This window comes from Streptomyces sp. NPDC020192, from assembly GCF_044388685.1.
In the GTDB taxonomy this organism is placed as follows: Bacteria; Actinomycetota; Actinomycetes; order Streptomycetales; family Streptomycetaceae; genus Streptomyces.
Window position 1 is genome coordinate 13,447 of sequence record NZ_JBIRXG010000002.1, and the last position, 15,343, is coordinate 28,789.

The 15,343-nt window shown below is 73.6% G+C and carries 17 protein-coding genes; 9 read left to right on the top strand and 8 right to left on the bottom strand.

What is annotated here, in order from left to right; genetic code table 11:
* The first annotated feature begins 59 nt into the window (after positions 1-59).
* Complete coding sequence (locus ACH47Z_RS04455; protein ID WP_399070412.1) at positions 60-728, top strand: TetR/AcrR family transcriptional regulator; 669 nt, start codon at positions 60-62, stop codon at positions 726-728.
* A gap of 15 nt (positions 729-743) precedes the next feature.
* Here the strand turns inward: ACH47Z_RS04455 and ACH47Z_RS04460 are convergent, their stop codons facing one another.
* Positions 744-1,787: a zinc-binding dehydrogenase gene (locus tag ACH47Z_RS04460; RefSeq protein WP_399070414.1), complete on the bottom strand. Its 1,044-nt coding sequence runs from the start codon at positions 1,785-1,787 to the stop codon at positions 744-746.
* A gap of 215 nt (positions 1,788-2,002) precedes the next feature.
* Here ACH47Z_RS04460 and ACH47Z_RS04465 point away from each other — a divergent pair, with 215 nt between their 5' ends.
* Together ACH47Z_RS04465 and ACH47Z_RS04470 are read left to right on the top strand one after the other, a co-directional pair.
* Positions 2,003-2,638 (top strand): response regulator transcription factor, encoded by a 636-nt coding sequence (locus ACH47Z_RS04465; RefSeq protein WP_399070416.1) that lies wholly within the window; start codon positions 2,003-2,005, stop codon positions 2,636-2,638.
* 54 nt (positions 2,639-2,692) lie between these two features.
* Positions 2,693-3,016, top strand: a complete 324-nt coding sequence (locus tag ACH47Z_RS04470) for an oxidoreductase C-terminal domain-containing protein (RefSeq protein WP_399070418.1) — start codon at positions 2,693-2,695, stop codon at positions 3,014-3,016.
* Positions 3,017-3,052: 36 nt separating this feature from the next.
* Here ACH47Z_RS04470 and ACH47Z_RS04475 read toward each other — a convergent pair whose 3' ends face one another.
* Entirely contained in the window at positions 3,053-3,865 is an 813-nt protein-coding gene (locus ACH47Z_RS04475) for an EamA family transporter (RefSeq protein WP_399071351.1), read from the bottom strand.
* 156 nt (positions 3,866-4,021) lie between these two features.
* Between ACH47Z_RS04475 and ACH47Z_RS04480 the strand changes: the two genes are divergently transcribed.
* Positions 4,022-4,879, top strand: a complete 858-nt coding sequence (locus ACH47Z_RS04480) for a LysR family transcriptional regulator (RefSeq protein ID WP_399070420.1) — start codon at positions 4,022-4,024, stop codon at positions 4,877-4,879.
* Between the two features lie 135 nt (positions 4,880-5,014).
* Here the strand turns inward: ACH47Z_RS04480 and ACH47Z_RS04485 are convergent, their stop codons facing one another.
* From ACH47Z_RS04485 to ACH47Z_RS04495, 3 genes are all read right to left on the bottom strand, one after another.
* Positions 5,015-5,812, bottom strand: coding sequence for an XRE family transcriptional regulator (locus ACH47Z_RS04485; protein ID WP_399070422.1), 798 nt, complete (start codon positions 5,810-5,812; stop codon positions 5,015-5,017).
* 187 nt (positions 5,813-5,999) lie between these two features.
* Positions 6,000-6,443, bottom strand: coding sequence for an SH3 domain-containing protein (locus tag ACH47Z_RS04490; RefSeq protein ID WP_399070424.1), 444 nt, complete (start codon positions 6,441-6,443; stop codon positions 6,000-6,002).
* A 239-nt stretch (positions 6,444-6,682) separates the two neighbouring features.
* Positions 6,683-6,973, bottom strand: a complete 291-nt coding sequence (locus ACH47Z_RS04495) for a putative quinol monooxygenase (protein ID WP_399070425.1) — start codon at positions 6,971-6,973, stop codon at positions 6,683-6,685.
* Positions 6,974-7,117: 144 nt separating this feature from the next.
* Here ACH47Z_RS04495 and ACH47Z_RS04500 point away from each other — a divergent pair, with 144 nt between their 5' ends.
* The 3 genes from ACH47Z_RS04500 (at position 7,118) to ACH47Z_RS04510 (ending at position 11,038) form a co-directional block, all read left to right on the top strand.
* Positions 7,118-7,645 (top strand): MarR family winged helix-turn-helix transcriptional regulator, encoded by a 528-nt coding sequence (locus ACH47Z_RS04500; protein ID WP_399070427.1) that lies wholly within the window; start codon positions 7,118-7,120, stop codon positions 7,643-7,645.
* Positions 7,646-7,790: 145 nt separating this feature from the next.
* Positions 7,791-8,258 (top strand): peroxiredoxin, encoded by a 468-nt coding sequence (locus tag ACH47Z_RS04505; RefSeq protein ID WP_399070429.1) that lies wholly within the window; start codon positions 7,791-7,793, stop codon positions 8,256-8,258.
* A gap of 440 nt (positions 8,259-8,698) precedes the next feature.
* The gene (locus tag ACH47Z_RS04510) at positions 8,699-11,038 is read left to right on the top strand and encodes a SpoIIE family protein phosphatase (protein ID WP_399070431.1); all 2,340 of its coding nucleotides are present in this window, start codon (positions 8,699-8,701) and stop codon (positions 11,036-11,038) included.
* A gap of 36 nt (positions 11,039-11,074) precedes the next feature.
* Here ACH47Z_RS04510 and ACH47Z_RS04515 read toward each other — a convergent pair whose 3' ends face one another.
* Positions 11,075-11,509, bottom strand: a complete 435-nt coding sequence (locus ACH47Z_RS04515) for a cupin domain-containing protein (protein WP_399070433.1) — start codon at positions 11,507-11,509, stop codon at positions 11,075-11,077.
* Between the two features lie 128 nt (positions 11,510-11,637).
* On the bottom strand, positions 11,638-12,780 hold the full coding sequence (locus tag ACH47Z_RS04520; RefSeq protein WP_399070435.1) for an ArgE/DapE family deacylase: 1,143 nt from the start codon (positions 12,778-12,780) through the stop codon (positions 11,638-11,640).
* On the opposite strand from ACH47Z_RS04520, the gene ACH47Z_RS04525 reads away from it, so the two are divergent.
* On the top strand, positions 12,768-13,400 hold the full coding sequence (locus ACH47Z_RS04525) for a LysR substrate-binding domain-containing protein (RefSeq protein WP_399070437.1): 633 nt from the start codon (positions 12,768-12,770) through the stop codon (positions 13,398-13,400). The two genes, ACH47Z_RS04520 and ACH47Z_RS04525, sit on opposite strands and share 13 nt — an antisense overlap.
* A 20-nt stretch (positions 13,401-13,420) precedes the next feature.
* On the opposite strand, the gene ACH47Z_RS04530 is transcribed toward ACH47Z_RS04525, so the two are convergent.
* Positions 13,421-14,284, bottom strand: a complete 864-nt coding sequence (locus ACH47Z_RS04530; RefSeq protein WP_399070439.1) for an oxidoreductase — start codon at positions 14,282-14,284, stop codon at positions 13,421-13,423.
* 150 nt (positions 14,285-14,434) lie between these two features.
* Here ACH47Z_RS04530 and ACH47Z_RS04535 point away from each other — a divergent pair, with 150 nt between their 5' ends.
* Positions 14,435-15,295, top strand: a complete 861-nt coding sequence (locus tag ACH47Z_RS04535) for a helix-turn-helix domain-containing protein (RefSeq protein WP_399070441.1) — start codon at positions 14,435-14,437, stop codon at positions 15,293-15,295.
* Positions 15,296-15,343 lie beyond the last annotated feature (48 nt).

Consider the following 15,343-nt stretch of genomic DNA (forward strand, 5'->3'; position numbering starts at 1 on the left):
GGGCGGTGCGCGGGACTGGCCGCCCCGGGGCGGTGCGCAGTCCCGGAGCGGTGGTGAGCATGGCGCGCAGGACGGCGCGGGCCGAGCAGGTGAGCGCGACCCGGGAGGCCATCCTGACGGCGGCGGAGCGGCTGTTCGCCGAACACGGCGTGTACGCCGTCTCCAACCGCCAGGTCAGCGAGGCCGCCGGCCAGGGCAACAACGCCGCCGTCGGCTACCACTTCGGCACCAAGACCGACCTGGTCCGCGCGGTGGCCCGGCGGCACGCCGAGCGCATCGAGGCGCTCCGCGAGCGGGCGCTGGAGGCGGCCGGCGACTCCACGGACGTGCGCGACTGGGTCGACTGCCTGGTCCGCCCGATCACCGAGCACCTGGCCGGGCTCGGCAGCCCCACCTGGTACGCCCGCTTCTGCGCCCAGGTGATGACCGACCCGGTGCTGCACGAGATCATGGTCGAGGAGTCCATGACCTCACCCGCGCTGCGCCGGGCGCTCGAGGCCCTGTACCGCGTGCTGCCCGAGCTGCCGCCCGAGGTCAGCGCCGAACGCGGCCAGATGGTCCGGCAGTTGATCCTGCACACGTGCGCCGAGCGGGAGCGAGCCCTGGCCGAGGGCACCCCGACCCCGCGCGCCACCTGGGCGGAGGCGGCCGGCGGACTCACCGACGCGATCGTGGGCCTGTGGCTGGCCCCGGTGAGCGCCGCCGCCCGCCGGTCCCGGCGCGCCTGACGCTCACGCACCCGCTCACGCATCGAAGGTCACCACGACCTTCTCCGCGGCCCCCGGCGTGAGCGCCAGCCCGAAGGCACGGTCGGCCTCGGCGAACGGGACGCGGTGGCTGATCAGCCGGGCGAACCGCTCGTGGTGCTCGATCAGCTGGGGCGTGACCTCGAAGATCTCGGTCGGGTAGCCCTGTGAGGCGATGAGCGTCAGCTCGCTGCGCAGCATGCCGCCGAGGTCGATCTCGGCCCCCTTCTTCTGTACGGCGACCATGACCAGCCGGGCACCCCACTTGGCGGCGCCGACGACCGTGTTGAAGACGGCGGCGGCCCCGGCGGCGTCGATGTACACGTCGGTGCCCGGCCGGGGCTGGCCGAGCGCGTTGGCGCTCTGCCCGTGCAACTCGGTCAGCCGCGCGGCCACGTCCTCCTCCGCCGAGTTGATCACCGCGTCCGCACCGACGGCGAGGGCCGTCTCCAGGCGGTCCGGCAGTACGTCGACCACGACCACATGCGCCACGCCTCGCAGCTTCAGCCAGATCGCGGCGCCGAGTCCGATGGGCCCGGCGCCGAACACCACCGCCTGCTCCGACGGCCGCGCCCGTGACCGGTTGACGCAGTGCAGCGCGACCGCCATCGGCTCGTTCAGCGAGGCGACGTCGAAGGGCACGGTGTCCGGGAACACGGCGACGCTCTTGCCGGCCTCGGCGTTCTCGATCAGCAGGTACTCGCTCATACCGCCGTACCGGCCGCCACAGCCGATGATCCCGGTGGGCGCGTCCTGCGGATTGACCACCACCCGGTCACCGGCCCTCAGACCCGTGACCTCCGCCCCGGCCTCGACGATCTCCCCGGCCGGCTCATGGCCGAGGGTCACCGGGACCAGCTCGCCGCCCAGGTGGGCCCGGGCCGGCATACCGCCCATGTGCAGGAAGGTGACGTCGGTGCCGCAGATGCCGCAGGCGCGGATCCTGACGAGGACGTCCTTCGGCCCGGGCCGCGGACGCTCGACGTCCACCCTCTCGATCTGCCCGGGGGCGCCGGTCCGTACGGACTTCATGGTGGCCATGGGTGGCTCGCTTTCGAAGGGTCGGGACGGGACGTGGGGGTGCCCCCGGACGGGCGCCGGGCGGGGGGAGTGGCCCGGCGGCCGGTCCGGGGGCGGCGCCGGTCCCCGTCCCCACGGGATACGGCGCCCGGGGGCGGCCTCCGCTCAAGAGCCGCCCGGCTCGGAGTGGCTTGCTTGAGTTAGGCAAGCACATATGACTTACTTGAGTCAAGCAAATGATTGGGTGCCCGAGGGCGAGCCGATCGCCGGGATACCGGGTCGCAGCCGCCGACACCGGCGCCGACGTCGCCCGACGGCTCACCGAGCGGCCCTGCCAACTGGTCGTCGCCGATGTGGACCTGCCCGGCCTGGCCGAGCTGAGTGCCGCGGGTGCCGTTGCCTACCGCCCCGCGGTGCTGCTGCTCGCCGGCTGTGACGAACTGCCCCGGCTCGTGCCCGAACTCGGCGGGGCCGAGCGGGACTACGTCACCAAGCCGGTCCGGATCGCCGAGGTCCTCGCCCGGATCCAGGTGCTGCTGCGCGGCACCGGCACGCCCCGGGCAACCCGGCCCCGGAGCGGCGCCCTGCACCACGCCGACCTGGCCCTCGACGACGTGACCTGCCGGGCGCGCCGGGGGAGCCGGGTGCTGGATCTGACCCCGGCCGAGTACCGGCTGCTGCGCCACCTCCTCGTCAATGCCCGCATGGTGCTCTCCAAGGAGCAGATCAGCCGGCATGTGTGGGGCGAGTTCCGCGGTGACAACGCGATCGAGCAGCTCGTCTCGCGGCTGAGGCGCAAGGTGGACCGGGAGGGTCCCGCGCTGATCCACACACGCCGGGGCTTCGGCTACTGGCTCGGCGGGCCGTCGTAACGAGACACCACCTCAACTTTCCCTGATTGCAGGGGAGTTGAGGCATGCCTGGATTTGGAAGGGTGTACCCACGCCGCCGAGCAGGGCATGGCCGCGGCCCGCAACCTGCTCAACCCCGAGGCGCGCAAGCCGTTTGCACCGGTGCCGTACTTCTGGTCGGACCAGTACGAGCTGAAGATCCAGGCGTACGGGGTGCTGCGCGGGCATGACGAGGTCGTGGTGGTGGAGGGCAGTGTGGCGGAAGGCGGAGTGCTCGTCGCTTACCGCCGGGGCGACCGGGTGACCGGCGCACTCGCGGTCGGGATGCCGCCCAAAGCCATCCGGGCGTGGCGCCAGACGATCGCGGCGGGGGCGGCTTGGCGGGAGGCCGTCGGCTGATGTCGCACCGGTCGCCGTAGGGGTGCGGGTCGCGCTTCACTTCCCTGCTGTCGCCATGCTCATGGCGTTCGCCGCCACCACCGCCCCCATCCCCGCCCACTCCGTCGCGCCCAGGCCCTGGCCGAGGACGACCCACCCCACCAGCGCCGCCAGGACCGGGTTGACGCTCATGAACAGGCCGAAGGTCTGCGCGGGGACACGGCGCAGGGTCAGCAGGTCGGCCAGGTACGGCACGGCGGAGGACAGGACGCCGGCCGTCACCGCACACAGGACGGCACCGGCCGTCGGCGGATGGCGCAGGGCGACGGCGATGCCAGCCGGCAGGAAGACCAGCGCGGAGACCGTCGCGGCCGCCGCGGCGCCCTGCGCGCCGGGTATGCGCCGGCCGACCACGCGGTTGAGCAGGATGTACGACGCCCAGCAGCACGCGGCGACCAGGCCGAGCGCCATCCCGGCGTAGTCGGCGGAGGGGCGCGGGCGCATCAGGACGACCACCCCGGCCGCGGCCAGCACCGCGCACCCGGCGTCCAGCCGGCGCCGCGAGGCGGCCAGCGCGATGGTGAGCGGCCCGAGGAACTCCAGGGTCACGGCGAGGCCGAGGCCGATCCGGTCGACGGCGCTGTACAGGCTGAGGTTCATCGTGCCGAACACCAACGCCAGCAGCAGCACCGGCCACCACTGCCGCCAGGTGAAGCCGCGCAGCCGTGGCCGGCCGACGGCGAGCAGGACGAGCGCGGCGACGTACTGACGTACCGCGACCACACCGAGCGGGCCGAGGACGGGGAAGGCCAGCGCTCCGACGGCGGCGCCGGTCTGGTTGGAGAGCCCGCTGCCGAACATGGTGGCCACGCCGGCCAGCCGCCGGGCCTTGACGGGGGACGGGGGCAGGGCCGTGGGCGCGGCGGCCACGGCCGGGCGTTGGGGAGCGCGTCGCATGACCCGGATCGTGCGCCGCCCGCACTCTTGCGCAAAATGCATGCACCGCCCGATCTATACGCTGAACGTATGCACGACATCGATCTGCGCCAGCTGCGCTGTCTCGTGGCGATCGTGGACGAGGGCACGTTCACGGACGCGGCGATCGCCCTCGGCGTCTCCCAGGCCGCCGTCTCCCGCACCCTCGCCTCCCTGGAACAGGCCCTGGGTGTACGGCTGTTGCGCCGCACCTCCCGTGAGGTGACCCCGACCGCGACGGGGCTGCGGGTGGTGGAGCGGGCCCGCCGGGTGCTCGCGGACGTCTCCGGCCTGGTCCGGGAGGCGGCCTCGGGGCACACCCGGCTGCGCGTCGGCTACGCCTGGTCGGCGGTGGGCCGGCACACGGTCGCCTTCCAGCGGCGCTGGAGCGCGGAGCACGGGGACATCCACCTGCACCTCGTGCGCGTCAACGCGCCCTCCGCCGGGCTCGCCGAGGGCGTCTGCGATCTCGCGGTCGTCCGCAGGCCGCTGGAGGACCGGCGGTTCGACACGGCGATCGTCGGCCTGGAACGTCGGCTGTGCGCGCTCGCCGCCGATGACCGGCTCGCCCGGCGCCGTTCGGTGCGGCTCGCCGAACTGGCCGACCGCACCCTGCTCGTGGACCCCCGCACCGGTACGGCCACCCTCGACCTGTGGCCGCCGGACGCCCGCCCGGCCGTCGAGGAGATCCACGACGTCGACGACTGGCTCACCGAGATCGCCGCGGGGCGCGGGATCGGGGTCACCGCCGAGTCGACCGCGCACCAGTACCCGCGGCCCGGCATCGTCTACCGGCCGGTGCGCGACGCCGAACCCGTCGCCGTACGGCTCGCCTGGTGGCGCGACGACCCGCACCCGGCCCGCCGGGCGGTCGTCGAACTGCTCACCGAGCTGTACCGCACGGTCTGAGCGGCCCACGGACATGACGGCCACGGCGTGGACAAATTTGTCGACAATCTTGCTTGGCGTCGCCTTCCGGGTCTGCGTGCTGCCGCTGCTCTTCGTCCCGGTGTGCTGTACTGGCTGGCCTCCTTCGGCGGCCTCCTACCCCTCCTCGTCCGGCTCCACGTCCCGGCCCGTGCACGCCAGTTCGCCGTCCACCTCGGCACACGCCTCCACGCCACGGGGCGAGGAGACCGACAGCATCGGGCTGCTGTCGCCGGCGGAGTCGTTTGCCGGATAGCCGGCCGACAGCACGTCCTGGCCCTTGCGCACCGCCACCTCGCGGGCCCGCGCCGAGCGCAGCCGCACCTGGGACCAGGCGGTGCCGCAGGCCGGTGACCAGCGCAGCCGGACGGTGTAGGCGGGGTCGGTGACCGTGCTCGCGGTCCGCGCGTCCCGGGCACACCTCGACGCGTCCGGCAGCTCCCCCTGGCACGAGCGGCCGTGGCAGCGAGGCGCCACCGACAGGTCCTGCGCGGCGGGCGCCGTACCGGAGCGCGCGGTCAGGGTGACGGCGGCGGCCACCACCGTCGCCACGCCGAACACGGCGAGCGCGGACAGCGGAAGCCGGGAGGGGAGTCGCGGCCGGAACCGGCCCGGCTTCCGGCCCCGGCCGCAGTCCGCGGCCGGACTCGCGTCCGACGGGCCCGGGTCGGCCGCGTCCCACAAGGCCAGTACGGCGTCGGGGTCGGCGCCGGCGAGCCGGCAGAGCGCCTCCACGGCGGGCCGGGGCGGCGGTGTGCCGCCGGACAGATAGCGGTGCCACGCGGACTTGCTGTACGGGGTTCGCGCGGCCAGCGCCGCCAGGCTGAGCCCCGTACGGTCCTTCAGTTCGCGCAGTTCCGCCACCAGTGGCTCGTCCGGCGTGGTCGATGCTGTCGATGCTTGGGGGTGCCGCATCGTGCGTCCTCGACTCCCTTTCCGCTATGGGCTATTTAGCCCCTGTTGTCGGGATGGCTTCCCAGGAGTGCGGCGAACGCAACACACGGTGAGGTAGGAGGAAGGTGAGGCATGGGCGTACCGAAAGCCCGTCCGGGGGTCGTCGAACGGGCCTTCGGTGGCTGGGCGGTGCGTCGGTGAGAGACCGTCAGCACCAGGGCAGGGCGCGGTTGGTGCGGACGTAGTGGGCCGAGACGTAGCCCCCGTGGTGCGCGAGCCGGTACCAGGCGCGGTTACCGGCGACCGACGAGCCGCGCGCCTTGCAGGTCAGGTGCAGATACCAACCCGTGTGCCGGTGCCCGATCACCCGGTAGCCGGTGCCCGGTCCGGAGCGGACGTTGAGCCGGGCGTGTCGGGTGGTGACGCGGCCGGTGGTGTACCGGACGACACGGTACGGCGCCCGGTGCGCGGCGTGCCCGAGGTGATGGACGCGGTACTGGAAGGGGTTGATGTGGCCGATGTGGTGCTGGGCGATGGCGCCGGGCACCGGATACGGAGCGGCGCTCGCGCTGGCGGCCCCGGCCGCCGTGGGCAGGAACGCGAGCATCGCGACCGTGGCCAGCAGACCGCTCTTGAGGGTCCGTCGGATCATGGCAACCTCCGGCTGTCGTTCTCGTGACCACGAGCAGTGATCACGACGGCCAGCGTTTCCGTGACGGACCGTCAGGATGCCGTTCCGTCGTCCCCCGGGACGCCCGGGACGTCCCCCGGAACGGGCGCCGGCGCCGCGGTCCGGCCGACCGGGGGAGAGGGGGGAGGCGCACCGCCGTCCCGCCCGCCTCCGTGCCGGTCCGGATGACGCGTCCCGAGGGGAGCGGCGGCGGATTCCGGTCAGACGGTCTCGGTGAAGGTGATCGTCCGCTCCTTCAGCAACGGGAACACCGTGCCCCGGATCAGTTCCGCGAAGTGGTCCGTCTCCTTGTGCGCCTCGAAGCCGGCGCGGTCGGTGTACCGCTCGTACAGCACGAAGGCCCCGGGCTGGTCGACCACCTCGTGCGCCTCGTAGGCGAGGTTCGCGGGTTCGGACGACGGGACCAGTTCGCGCATCTTGCGGAGCGCGTCGCGCACGGTGTCCGCGTCGGCGGGCGAGCACTGGTACTGGGCGACGACGGCGAAGGCCATGGGTTCCTCCGGGGTGCGAAAGGGTCGTGGTCCTGCCGATTGCAGCACGGAGCCGCTGGTGAGCGGCCTGTACGACACGCGGCCCGGGGGTGATGGGGTGCGGAAGTTACTTGACTTACGCAACGAGCTGGTAAGCTGCCGGGTATGCCCACGGAATCGCTGTCCGACCTGCCCGAGGCCTCCCCGGAGGTCGTCGAGATCGAGCGTGCCCTGACGCGCGTCACCTACCTCAGCACCCGGGCCCGGCAGCACGACCGGCTGATGGCGCTGGCGGGCGTGCCGCTGGACCGGGCCGCGGTGGCGCTGCTGCGGCAGATCGCCGACTCCGAGCCGCTGCGGCCGGGGGAGCTGGCGCAGCGGCTGGGCGTGGAGGCCTCCCATGTGACGCGGACCGTGCAGCAGCTGCAGAGGGCGGGCTACGTCAGCCGCGTCCCGGATCCGGACGACCGGCGCGCCCAGCGGATCCAGCTCACCGACGCCGGGCGGGAGGCCGTGGGGCGGATCCGGCAGGCCGGTGCCCAGGGGATGCAGCTCGCCCTCGCCGAATGGCGGCCGGAGGAGCTGCGGCAGCTGGCCGCCCTCTTCCATCGCATGGTCGACGACTTCCTCGCGTACACCATCGAGGAGGACGCCGGCCGGGAGGCGGACGAGGCCCCGCTGACGACGGGCTGACGGCGGCTGTCGGCGTGGGAAGGGTGAGAAGGGCCCACGCGGCGTCTACCGTCCAGTAATATCCGGCGGCAGGTCATCGGAGGCGAAGACGGTGCCGCCGGCGCGGTGGGCGCGGGGAGTCGCCGGGAACGAGGAGGGACTGGTCGTGGCGGAACGTATCGAGGTCGGGAGCAAGGTCGAGGACTTCGCCCTGCCCGACGAGACCGGCACCACCCGCCGGCTCACCGAACTGCTGGCCGACGGCCCGGTGGTCCTCTTCTTCTATCCCGCCGCCATGACCCCCGGCTGCACCGCCGAGGCCTGCCACTTCCGCGACCTCGCCGCCGAGTTCGCGGCCGCCGGCGCCCGGCCCGTCGGCATCAGCGGCGACACCGTCGACAAGCAGCAGGAATTCGCCGGCGCGCACGGCCTCGGCATGCCGCTGCTCTCCGACGCCGACGGCACGGTGCGGGAGCGGTTCGGCGTCAAACGCGGCTTCTCCCTCGCCCCGACCAAGCGCGTCACCTACGTCATCGCCCAGGACCTCACGGTACTGGAGGTCGTCCGCAGCGAGCTGCGCATGAACACCCACGCCGACCGCGCCCTCGCCGCCCTGCGCACCCACCGGGGCTGAGCCGCACCGTTCCGCTCCGCAGGGCCGGCCACCTCGCCGCCGCCGGTCCGCTCGCGCCGTCCGGCGCCGGTGTCGTGGCCGCCGCCCTGGTCTCCGCCTCCGACAGCTCCGCACCGGACGACACGAGCGGCGACACCTCCACCGGGGGCGGTTGCCGCTGTCCGCCTGCCCGAGGGCGTCCGGCGCGCGCCGGCCAGCCGGGGCCGACCGGGGCCGTCCGCTGCCCGTCCGCCCACCCGAAGCTCTTCGGTGCCCGTCCGCTGACCGGGGCCGTCCAGTGCGCGTCCGCCTGCCGAGGCTGTTCGCCGCTGTCCGCCCACCCGAGGTCGTCCGGCGTCCCTCCGCTCGCGGAGGCCGACCGGTGCCCGTCCGCCCGCCGACGCGAACCGGCTTCCGCTCCGCGCTTGATGACCTGGGACAGTCGGATCATCCTGGGGCATATGAAGCATGGCGTCGCCGTGGCGGTCATCGATGCCCTGGGTACGGTGACCGGCTGGAGCGAGGGCGCGCGGCTGCTCACGGGCCATCTGGCTCGGGACGTCGTCGGCCGGCCCGCGACCGAACTGCTCGCCGGGGACATCCCCGGCGAGATCCTTGCCGCGCGGGCCGGTACCGTCGCCCTGCGGCACCGCGACGGCCACCGCGTGGAGCTGGCCCTGACCGCGTCCCCGGTCCTCGGTCCGGACGGCCAGGCCACGGGGTTCGTCGTCACCGCCGACCCGCACGCGGAGACCGCCACTGCCCTGGCCGCCCAGGCCTTCCAGCAGGCGTCCATGTCCATGTCGGTCTTCGACCTCGAGCAGCACTATCTGCGGGTCAACGACGCCGCCTGCGCTGTGATGGGCGTACCCGAGGAGGTGCTGCTCGGCCGGCACTTCCTGGAGACCGTCGAGGACGCCGAGCACAGCCGGGGCTTTCTCGCCCATCTGCGCCAGGCCGCCGAGTCCGGCCGGCCCCAGCGCTACGAGAGCTTCACCGGCGCCTCCGCCATGAACCGGGAGCACGCCTGGACCACCGAGATGTGGCCGCTGCGCGACGCCTCCGGCGCGCAGACCGGCGTCGCGCTCGCCGCCTTCGACAGCAGTGACCAGTACTGGGCCCGGCAGCGCCTCACCCTGCTCAACGAGGCCGCGGCCGCCCTCGGCACCACCCTCGACGTGGTCCGCACCGCCGAGGAACTGATCGCGCTGCTCGTGCCGCGCTACGCCGACTTCGCCAGCGTCGACCTGCTCGACTGGGTGCTCGGTGCGGACGAACCGCCGATGATCGCCGACGGCGATGTCGTCCTGCACCGAGTCGCCCACGGCTCCACCCGCAAGGGCAACCCCGGCGCGGCCGTCCGCATCGGCGAGACCGACCGCTACCCGCCCTCCTCGCCGCCCGCCCGCGCCCTGCGCGAGGGCCACGCGATGCTGAGCCAGGCCGGCGAGCCCGAGTTCACCGAGTGGCTCGCCGAACTCAACGCGCGCTCCCCGCAGGGCCGCCCCTTCCGCCACGGCGTCCACTCCCTGATCGCGGTGCCGCTCAGGGCCCGCGGCACCACGCTCGGCGTCGCGGTCTGCGTCCGCATGGCCCACCCCGACGACTACGGCGCCGACGACGCGGTCTTCGCCGAGGAACTCGGCAGCCGCGCCGCCGTCTGCATCGACAACGCCCGCCGCTTCGCCCGCGAACGCAGCACCGCCCTCGCCCTCCAGCACAGCCTGCTGCCGCGGGGCCTGCCCGGGCAGGCCGCGCTGGATGTGGCCCACCGGTATCTGCCGTGCGGCTCCCTGGCCGGCATCGGCGGCGACTGGTTCGACGTCATCCCGCTCTCCGGCGGCCGGGTCGCCCTGGTCGTGGGCGACGTGGTGGGCCACGGCATCCAGTCCTCGGCGACCATGGGCCGGCTGCGCACGGCCGTACGCACCCTCGCCGACGTCGACCTGCCGCCGGACGAACTCCTCACCCACCTCGACGACCTGGTGGTCCACCTGTCCGCCGGAGACATCGGCGAGGAGGTCGCCGAGCTCGGCGCGACCTGCCTGTACGCCGTGTACGATCCCGTCTCCCGTCGGCTCACCCTTGCCGCCGCCGGCCACCCGGCCCCCGCCGTCGTCCTGCCCGGCGGCACCGCCGAGATCGTCCCCATGACCGCCGGACCGCCGCTCGGGGTCGGCGGGCTGCCGTTCGAGGCGACGGAACTGGAGCTGCCCGAGGGGTCCGTGGTCGCGCTCTACACCGACGGTCTGCTGGAGGACCGCGTCCGGGACTTCGACGGTGCCACCGGCACCCTGTGCCGGGCTCTGGCCGCGCCCAGCGGCTCCCTCGACGCCCTGTGCGACAGCGTCCTGAAGGCCGTCATGCCCGACCAGCCCGGCGACGACGTCGCGCTGCTGCTCGCCCGCACGCGCGCCCTTGGCGCCGACCGGGTCGCCACCTGGGACGTCCCGCCCGACCCCGCCGAGGTCGCCGCCTTCCGGCAGGCGGCCGGGGAGCAACTGGCCACCTGGGGCCTGGAGGAGGCCGCCTTCGTCACCGAACTCGTCGTCAGCGAACTCGTGACCAACGCCATCCGCTACGGCGAACCGCCCATCCAGCTCCGGCTGATCCGCGACCGCGCCCTCATCTGCGAGGTCTCCGACGCCAGTTCCACCTCTCCGCATCTGCGCCGGGCCAAAGCCTATGACGAGGGCGGCCGCGGACTGCTCCTGGTCGCCCAGCTCACCCAGCGCTGGGGAAGCCGCCAGACCGGCCGGGGCAAGACCATCTGGGCCGAACAGGCGCTGCCGGAAGCCTGATCACCGGATCACCGGCACTGGATCCCTGTCACCGGATCACTGGAACGGGCAGCCCGGATTCGGCGCGTCCTCCGAGAACGGTGAGCCGTGCGGCAGCACGTACAGCACGTCGAGCACGAGCGGTGTGTCGCCCAGATTCCGCCCGATGTGGACGTGGTCGGTGCCGGCCGGCTCCTGGATCGTCGCCCCCGTGCGGTACACACCGTCCGAGGCGCAGGACGCGTTGAAGTGGCTCAGCGTGCCCTGCTTCACCACGCCGTACAGCGGACCGTCGTGGTAGTGCCAGCCGGTGCTCTGCCCGGGCGGGATCGTGATCTCGCGCAGGGTGTAGTCGGTGCCGTCGACGGTGGTCTGAGCGATGATCCGGGCCGTCACCCCGGGTCCGGGCGGGGTGGCCTGGGCGGTGCCGCAGAGGAGGACGGTGGCGGCGGTCAGGGCGCCGGTGACGGCGGCGCGGAGTGCGGTGCGCATACGGGAGCCTCCCGGGATGCGAGCGGATGTCGCCGTGAACACAGCGGGTGTCGCCGTGAAGATTAGGCGAGTTGACGCCCGTGGTGGCCGGAATCCGGTGATCCGCACGCCAACCTTCGCCGAATCGTTCAGGAACAGAACTCGGCGATGGTGCCGGTGAGGATGTCGGTGAGACGGTCCAGCGAGCCGAGGTCGGCGTACTCGTCGGCCGCGTGCGCGCCCGCGCCGTCGACTCCGAAGAGCAGACAGGGGATGCCGGCCCGGTCGAGCAGGGCGCAGTCGGTCCAGAACGGTTCGGCACGTACGACGGGGGGGTGCCCGAGGGCCCGCTCGGCGTGGCGGGTGAGGGTGCACACGATCGGGGCCCCGGGGTCGGCCTGGAACGGTTCGCGGTCCAGGCCACGGGTCAGCCGGTAGCGGAAGTCGGGGACCGTGGAGGCGAGTTGGTCCAGGAGTGCGGTCAGTTCGCGTTCGACGCCGTCGGCGCTCTCGCCGGGGACGGTGCGGCGCTCCAGGGTGATACGGCAGCGCGCCGGGTAGGTGGAGGGCTCCTCGCCGCCCCGGATGACGGAGGCGTGCACGGTCCCGGTGCCCAGGAGCGGGTGTGCCGGACCCCGGGCGAGGCGCCGGCCCAGATCCTCCAGGGGGACCAGGAAGTGCCCGGCCTTGGCGATGGCGTCGACGCCCAGCTCGGGCCGCGAGCCATGGGCCGCCCGCCCCTCGATCTCCACCTCGAACCAGGCGAAGCCCTTGTGGGCGAGGGTGACTTGGAGCTGACTCGGCTCGGTGACGATCGCCGCGTCGGCCGTGAAGGACTTCAGCACCTCCTCGGTGCCCGTACTGCCGTGCTCCTCGTCGGCGACGCAGGCCAGGATCACATCGCCGCGAAGGAACCCGTGGGCGGTGGCGCGGGCGGCGGCGACCATCATGGCCGCGGTGCCGCCCTTCATGTCGAAGGCGCCGCGGCCGTACATCCTGCCGTCGTGGACCCGCGGGGCGAGCGGGTCGCCGTCGTAGCCGGCGAGGCCCACGGTGTCGAGGTGGCCGTTGAGCATGAGGGACCGCCCGCCGCCTGTGCCACGGGCGATCGCGACGAGCGAGGGGCGCCTGGGGCGCCGCTCCAGGCGGTGCACCTCGAAACCGCGAGCGGTCAGCCACCGGCCGCAGAGGTCGGCGACGACGCTCTCACCCGCCCCGCCGGGCACGAGGTCGGGGTTGACGGAGTCGACGGAGATCACCGTGGGCGCACGCCTGCGGGGTGGAGTACTCACGGGGGTTGTGGCTGATCCCGTCGTACTCGCCGCGTACGCTCCGCGAACAGCATCCCCATCTGCGCGTCCACGTCACCCAGCTGGAACCGGAAAGGGCCCTCCCGGCCCTCCAGGCCCGCGACTTCGACCTGGTCCTCGCCGAGGAGTACCCCGGCAACCCCAACCCCCGGCCCGCCGGACTCGAACAGGAGGACCTCCTGGAGGACCCCCTCCACCTCGCCCTGCCGAGCCCCGCCGACGGCACGGACACCGACAGCCCGACGGCGGCCCTGCGCTCGCTGGCCGGCCACCCCTGGGTGATGGAACCCGAAGGCACCGCCGCGAGGCACTGGGCCATGACCCTGTGCCGCAACGCCGGCTTCGAGCCCGACGTCCGGTTCGAGACCACCGACCTGCTGCTCCACCTCCGCCTCGTGGAACAGCGCCACGCCGCCGCCCTTCGCCCCGACCTGGTGTGGAGCGGACGGTCCCCGACCGTCGCGCTGCGGCGGCTCCCGCGCGGGCAGCGCGCACGCCGGGTCTTCACCGTCGTACGCGGCGGCGGCAGTCGGCACCCCGCCGTCCTCGCCTGTCGGGACGCCCTCCGCCACGCGGTCACCCTCCACACGGGCCGGGCATAGGCGGCCCCCTTGCGCGCGGCTCAGCCGCCGATGCCGTCCAGTTCGGCCACCGCGTCCCGCGGCAGCTCCAGCGACGCGGCGGCGATGTTGTCCCGCAGATGCTCCGGGGAGGACGTGCCGGGAATCAGGGCGATGTTCGAGGAGCGGCGCAGCAGCCAGGCCAGCGCCACCTGCTGCGGCGAGGCCTCGAGCCGCGCGGCGACCTTCGCCAGCGTCTCGGACTGCAGCGGCGTGAAGCCGCCGAGCGGGAAGTACGGCACGAAGGCGATGTTCTGCGCCGCCGTACGCTCCAGCAGCGCGTCGTCCTGCCGGTTGGCCAGGTTGTACAGGTTCTGCACGCTCACCACCGGCGCGATCGCGCGGGCCTCGTCCAGCTGTGCGGCGGACACGGCGCTCAGCCCCAGATGCCGGATCAGCCCCCGCTCCCGCAGCTCGGCCAGGGCGCCGAACTGCTCGGTGACGGAGTCCTCGTTCGGGGTGTCCACGTCGCCGAGCCGCAGATTGACGACGTCCAGGGCCTCCACGCCGAGGTTCCGCAGATTGTCGTAGACCTGCGCCTTCAGGTCCTCGGGGTGCCGGGACATGATCCAGCTGCCGTCGGCTCCCCGGCGGGCGCCGACCTTGGTGACGAGGTGCAGGCCCTCGGGGTAGGGATGCAGGGCCTCGCGGATGATCTCGTTCACGACGACCGGTCCGTAGAAGTCGGCGGTGTCGATGTGCGTGATGCCCGCCTCCACCACCGCGCGGAGCACCGCCACGGCCCGGTCCCGGTCCTTCGGCGGCCCGAAGACGTGCGGCCCGGCCAGCTGCATGGCGCCGTAGCCGACGCGGGTCAGGGTCAGGCCGTCGGCCGGGGTGACGGTGCCGCCGAGCTTGCCAGTCATGTCGTACCTCTCAGGTTGTCCGGGCCACGGGTCCCTCCCGGGGCCTCGCGCTCCACCCTGCGCCCGCGCCGACCCGGGTGGCAGTACCCCCGCGATCCTGGGAGTGGCAGGGACAGCCACCGTCGCCCGTCCGGCCGTACGGTGGGTGCCATGGACGGATCGAACGCGCTCGGTGAGTTCCTGCGCGCCCGCCGGGCCCTGGTGCGGCCCGAGGACGTGGGGCTGCCCGGCGGCGGACTGCGCCGGGTGCCGGGGCTGCGCCGGGAGGAGGTCGCCATGCTGGCCGGCATCAGCTCCGACTACTACCTGCGGCTGGAGCAGGGCCGCGACCGCAATCCGTCCGTGCAGGTCATCGAGGCCATCGCGCGCGTGCTGCGGCTGGACACCGACGCCACGGCCCACCTCGTCTCCCTCGCCCAGGACCGGCTCGCCGCCGGGGTACGGCACGGGAGCCGCTCGCGGCAGGTCCCACCGAGCCTGCTCCAGCTCATCGACGACTGGCCGCGCAACCCCGCCTATGTGCAGAACCGCTACTCCGACTGCCTGGCCGCCAACGCTCTCGCCACCGCGCTCACCCCGAACTACCGCCCCGGCGTCAACCTCCTGCGGGCCGTCTTCCTCGACCCCGCCGAGCGCGCGCTTCGCCGGGACTGGGAGGACCTCACCGCGGAGGGCGTGGCCGCCCTACGCTCCGAGGCGGGCGCGGACACGGACGACCCCCGGCTGCGCGACCTGGTCGGCGAGCTGTCCCTGCGCAGCGAACGCTTCCGCATCCTGTGGGCCCGGCACGAGGTACGGCCCCGCCGCGGCCGGACCAGCCACCTCACCCACCCCCAGGTCGGCGACCTCGACCTGCACTCCACCAAGCTCTCCGTGGACGGCACCGACGGACTCACCCTGGTCGTCTTCCACGCCGAACCCGGCAGCCGCAGCGCCGAACTCCTGGACATCCTCGGCAGCCTCAGCGCGCCCGCGCACGGCGCCGCCCCGGAGCGCGTGGAGGACCAGTAGGCCACGGCGTCGGCCGCACGGATAGGGTGAGCGTGATCAAGCGCACGG

What these genes read in the sequence shown, in the direction of transcription:
- ACH47Z_RS04455 (WP_399070412.1), top strand. Translation starts at nt 60, where the DNA reads ATGGCGCGCAGGACGGCGCGGGCCGAGCAGGTGAGCGCGACCCGGGAG.
- ACH47Z_RS04510 (WP_399070431.1), top strand. Translation starts at nt 8,699, where the DNA reads ATGAAGCATGGCGTCGCCGTGGCGGTCATCGATGCCCTGGGTACGGTG.
- ACH47Z_RS04465 (WP_399070416.1), top strand. Translation starts at nt 2,003, where the DNA reads ATGATTGGGTGCCCGAGGGCGAGCCGATCGCCGGGATACCGGGTCGCA.
- ACH47Z_RS04515 (WP_399070433.1), bottom strand. Translation starts at nt 11,509, where the DNA reads ATGCGCACCGCACTCCGCGCCGCCGTCACCGGCGCCCTGACCGCCGCC.
- ACH47Z_RS04500 (WP_399070427.1), top strand. Translation starts at nt 7,118, where the DNA reads ATGCCCACGGAATCGCTGTCCGACCTGCCCGAGGCCTCCCCGGAGGTC.
- ACH47Z_RS04530 (WP_399070439.1), bottom strand. Translation starts at nt 14,284, where the DNA reads ATGACTGGCAAGCTCGGCGGCACCGTCACCCCGGCCGACGGCCTGACC.
- ACH47Z_RS04460 (WP_399070414.1), bottom strand. Translation starts at nt 1,787, where the DNA reads ATGGCCACCATGAAGTCCGTACGGACCGGCGCCCCCGGGCAGATCGAG.
- ACH47Z_RS04485 (WP_399070422.1), bottom strand. Translation starts at nt 5,812, where the DNA reads ATGCGGCACCCCCAAGCATCGACAGCATCGACCACGCCGGACGAGCCA.
- ACH47Z_RS04490 (WP_399070424.1), bottom strand. Translation starts at nt 6,443, where the DNA reads ATGATCCGACGGACCCTCAAGAGCGGTCTGCTGGCCACGGTCGCGATG.
- ACH47Z_RS04495 (WP_399070425.1), bottom strand. Translation starts at nt 6,973, where the DNA reads ATGGCCTTCGCCGTCGTCGCCCAGTACCAGTGCTCGCCCGCCGACGCG.
- ACH47Z_RS04480 (WP_399070420.1), top strand. Translation starts at nt 4,022, where the DNA reads ATGCACGACATCGATCTGCGCCAGCTGCGCTGTCTCGTGGCGATCGTG.
- ACH47Z_RS04535 (WP_399070441.1), top strand. Translation starts at nt 14,435, where the DNA reads ATGGACGGATCGAACGCGCTCGGTGAGTTCCTGCGCGCCCGCCGGGCC.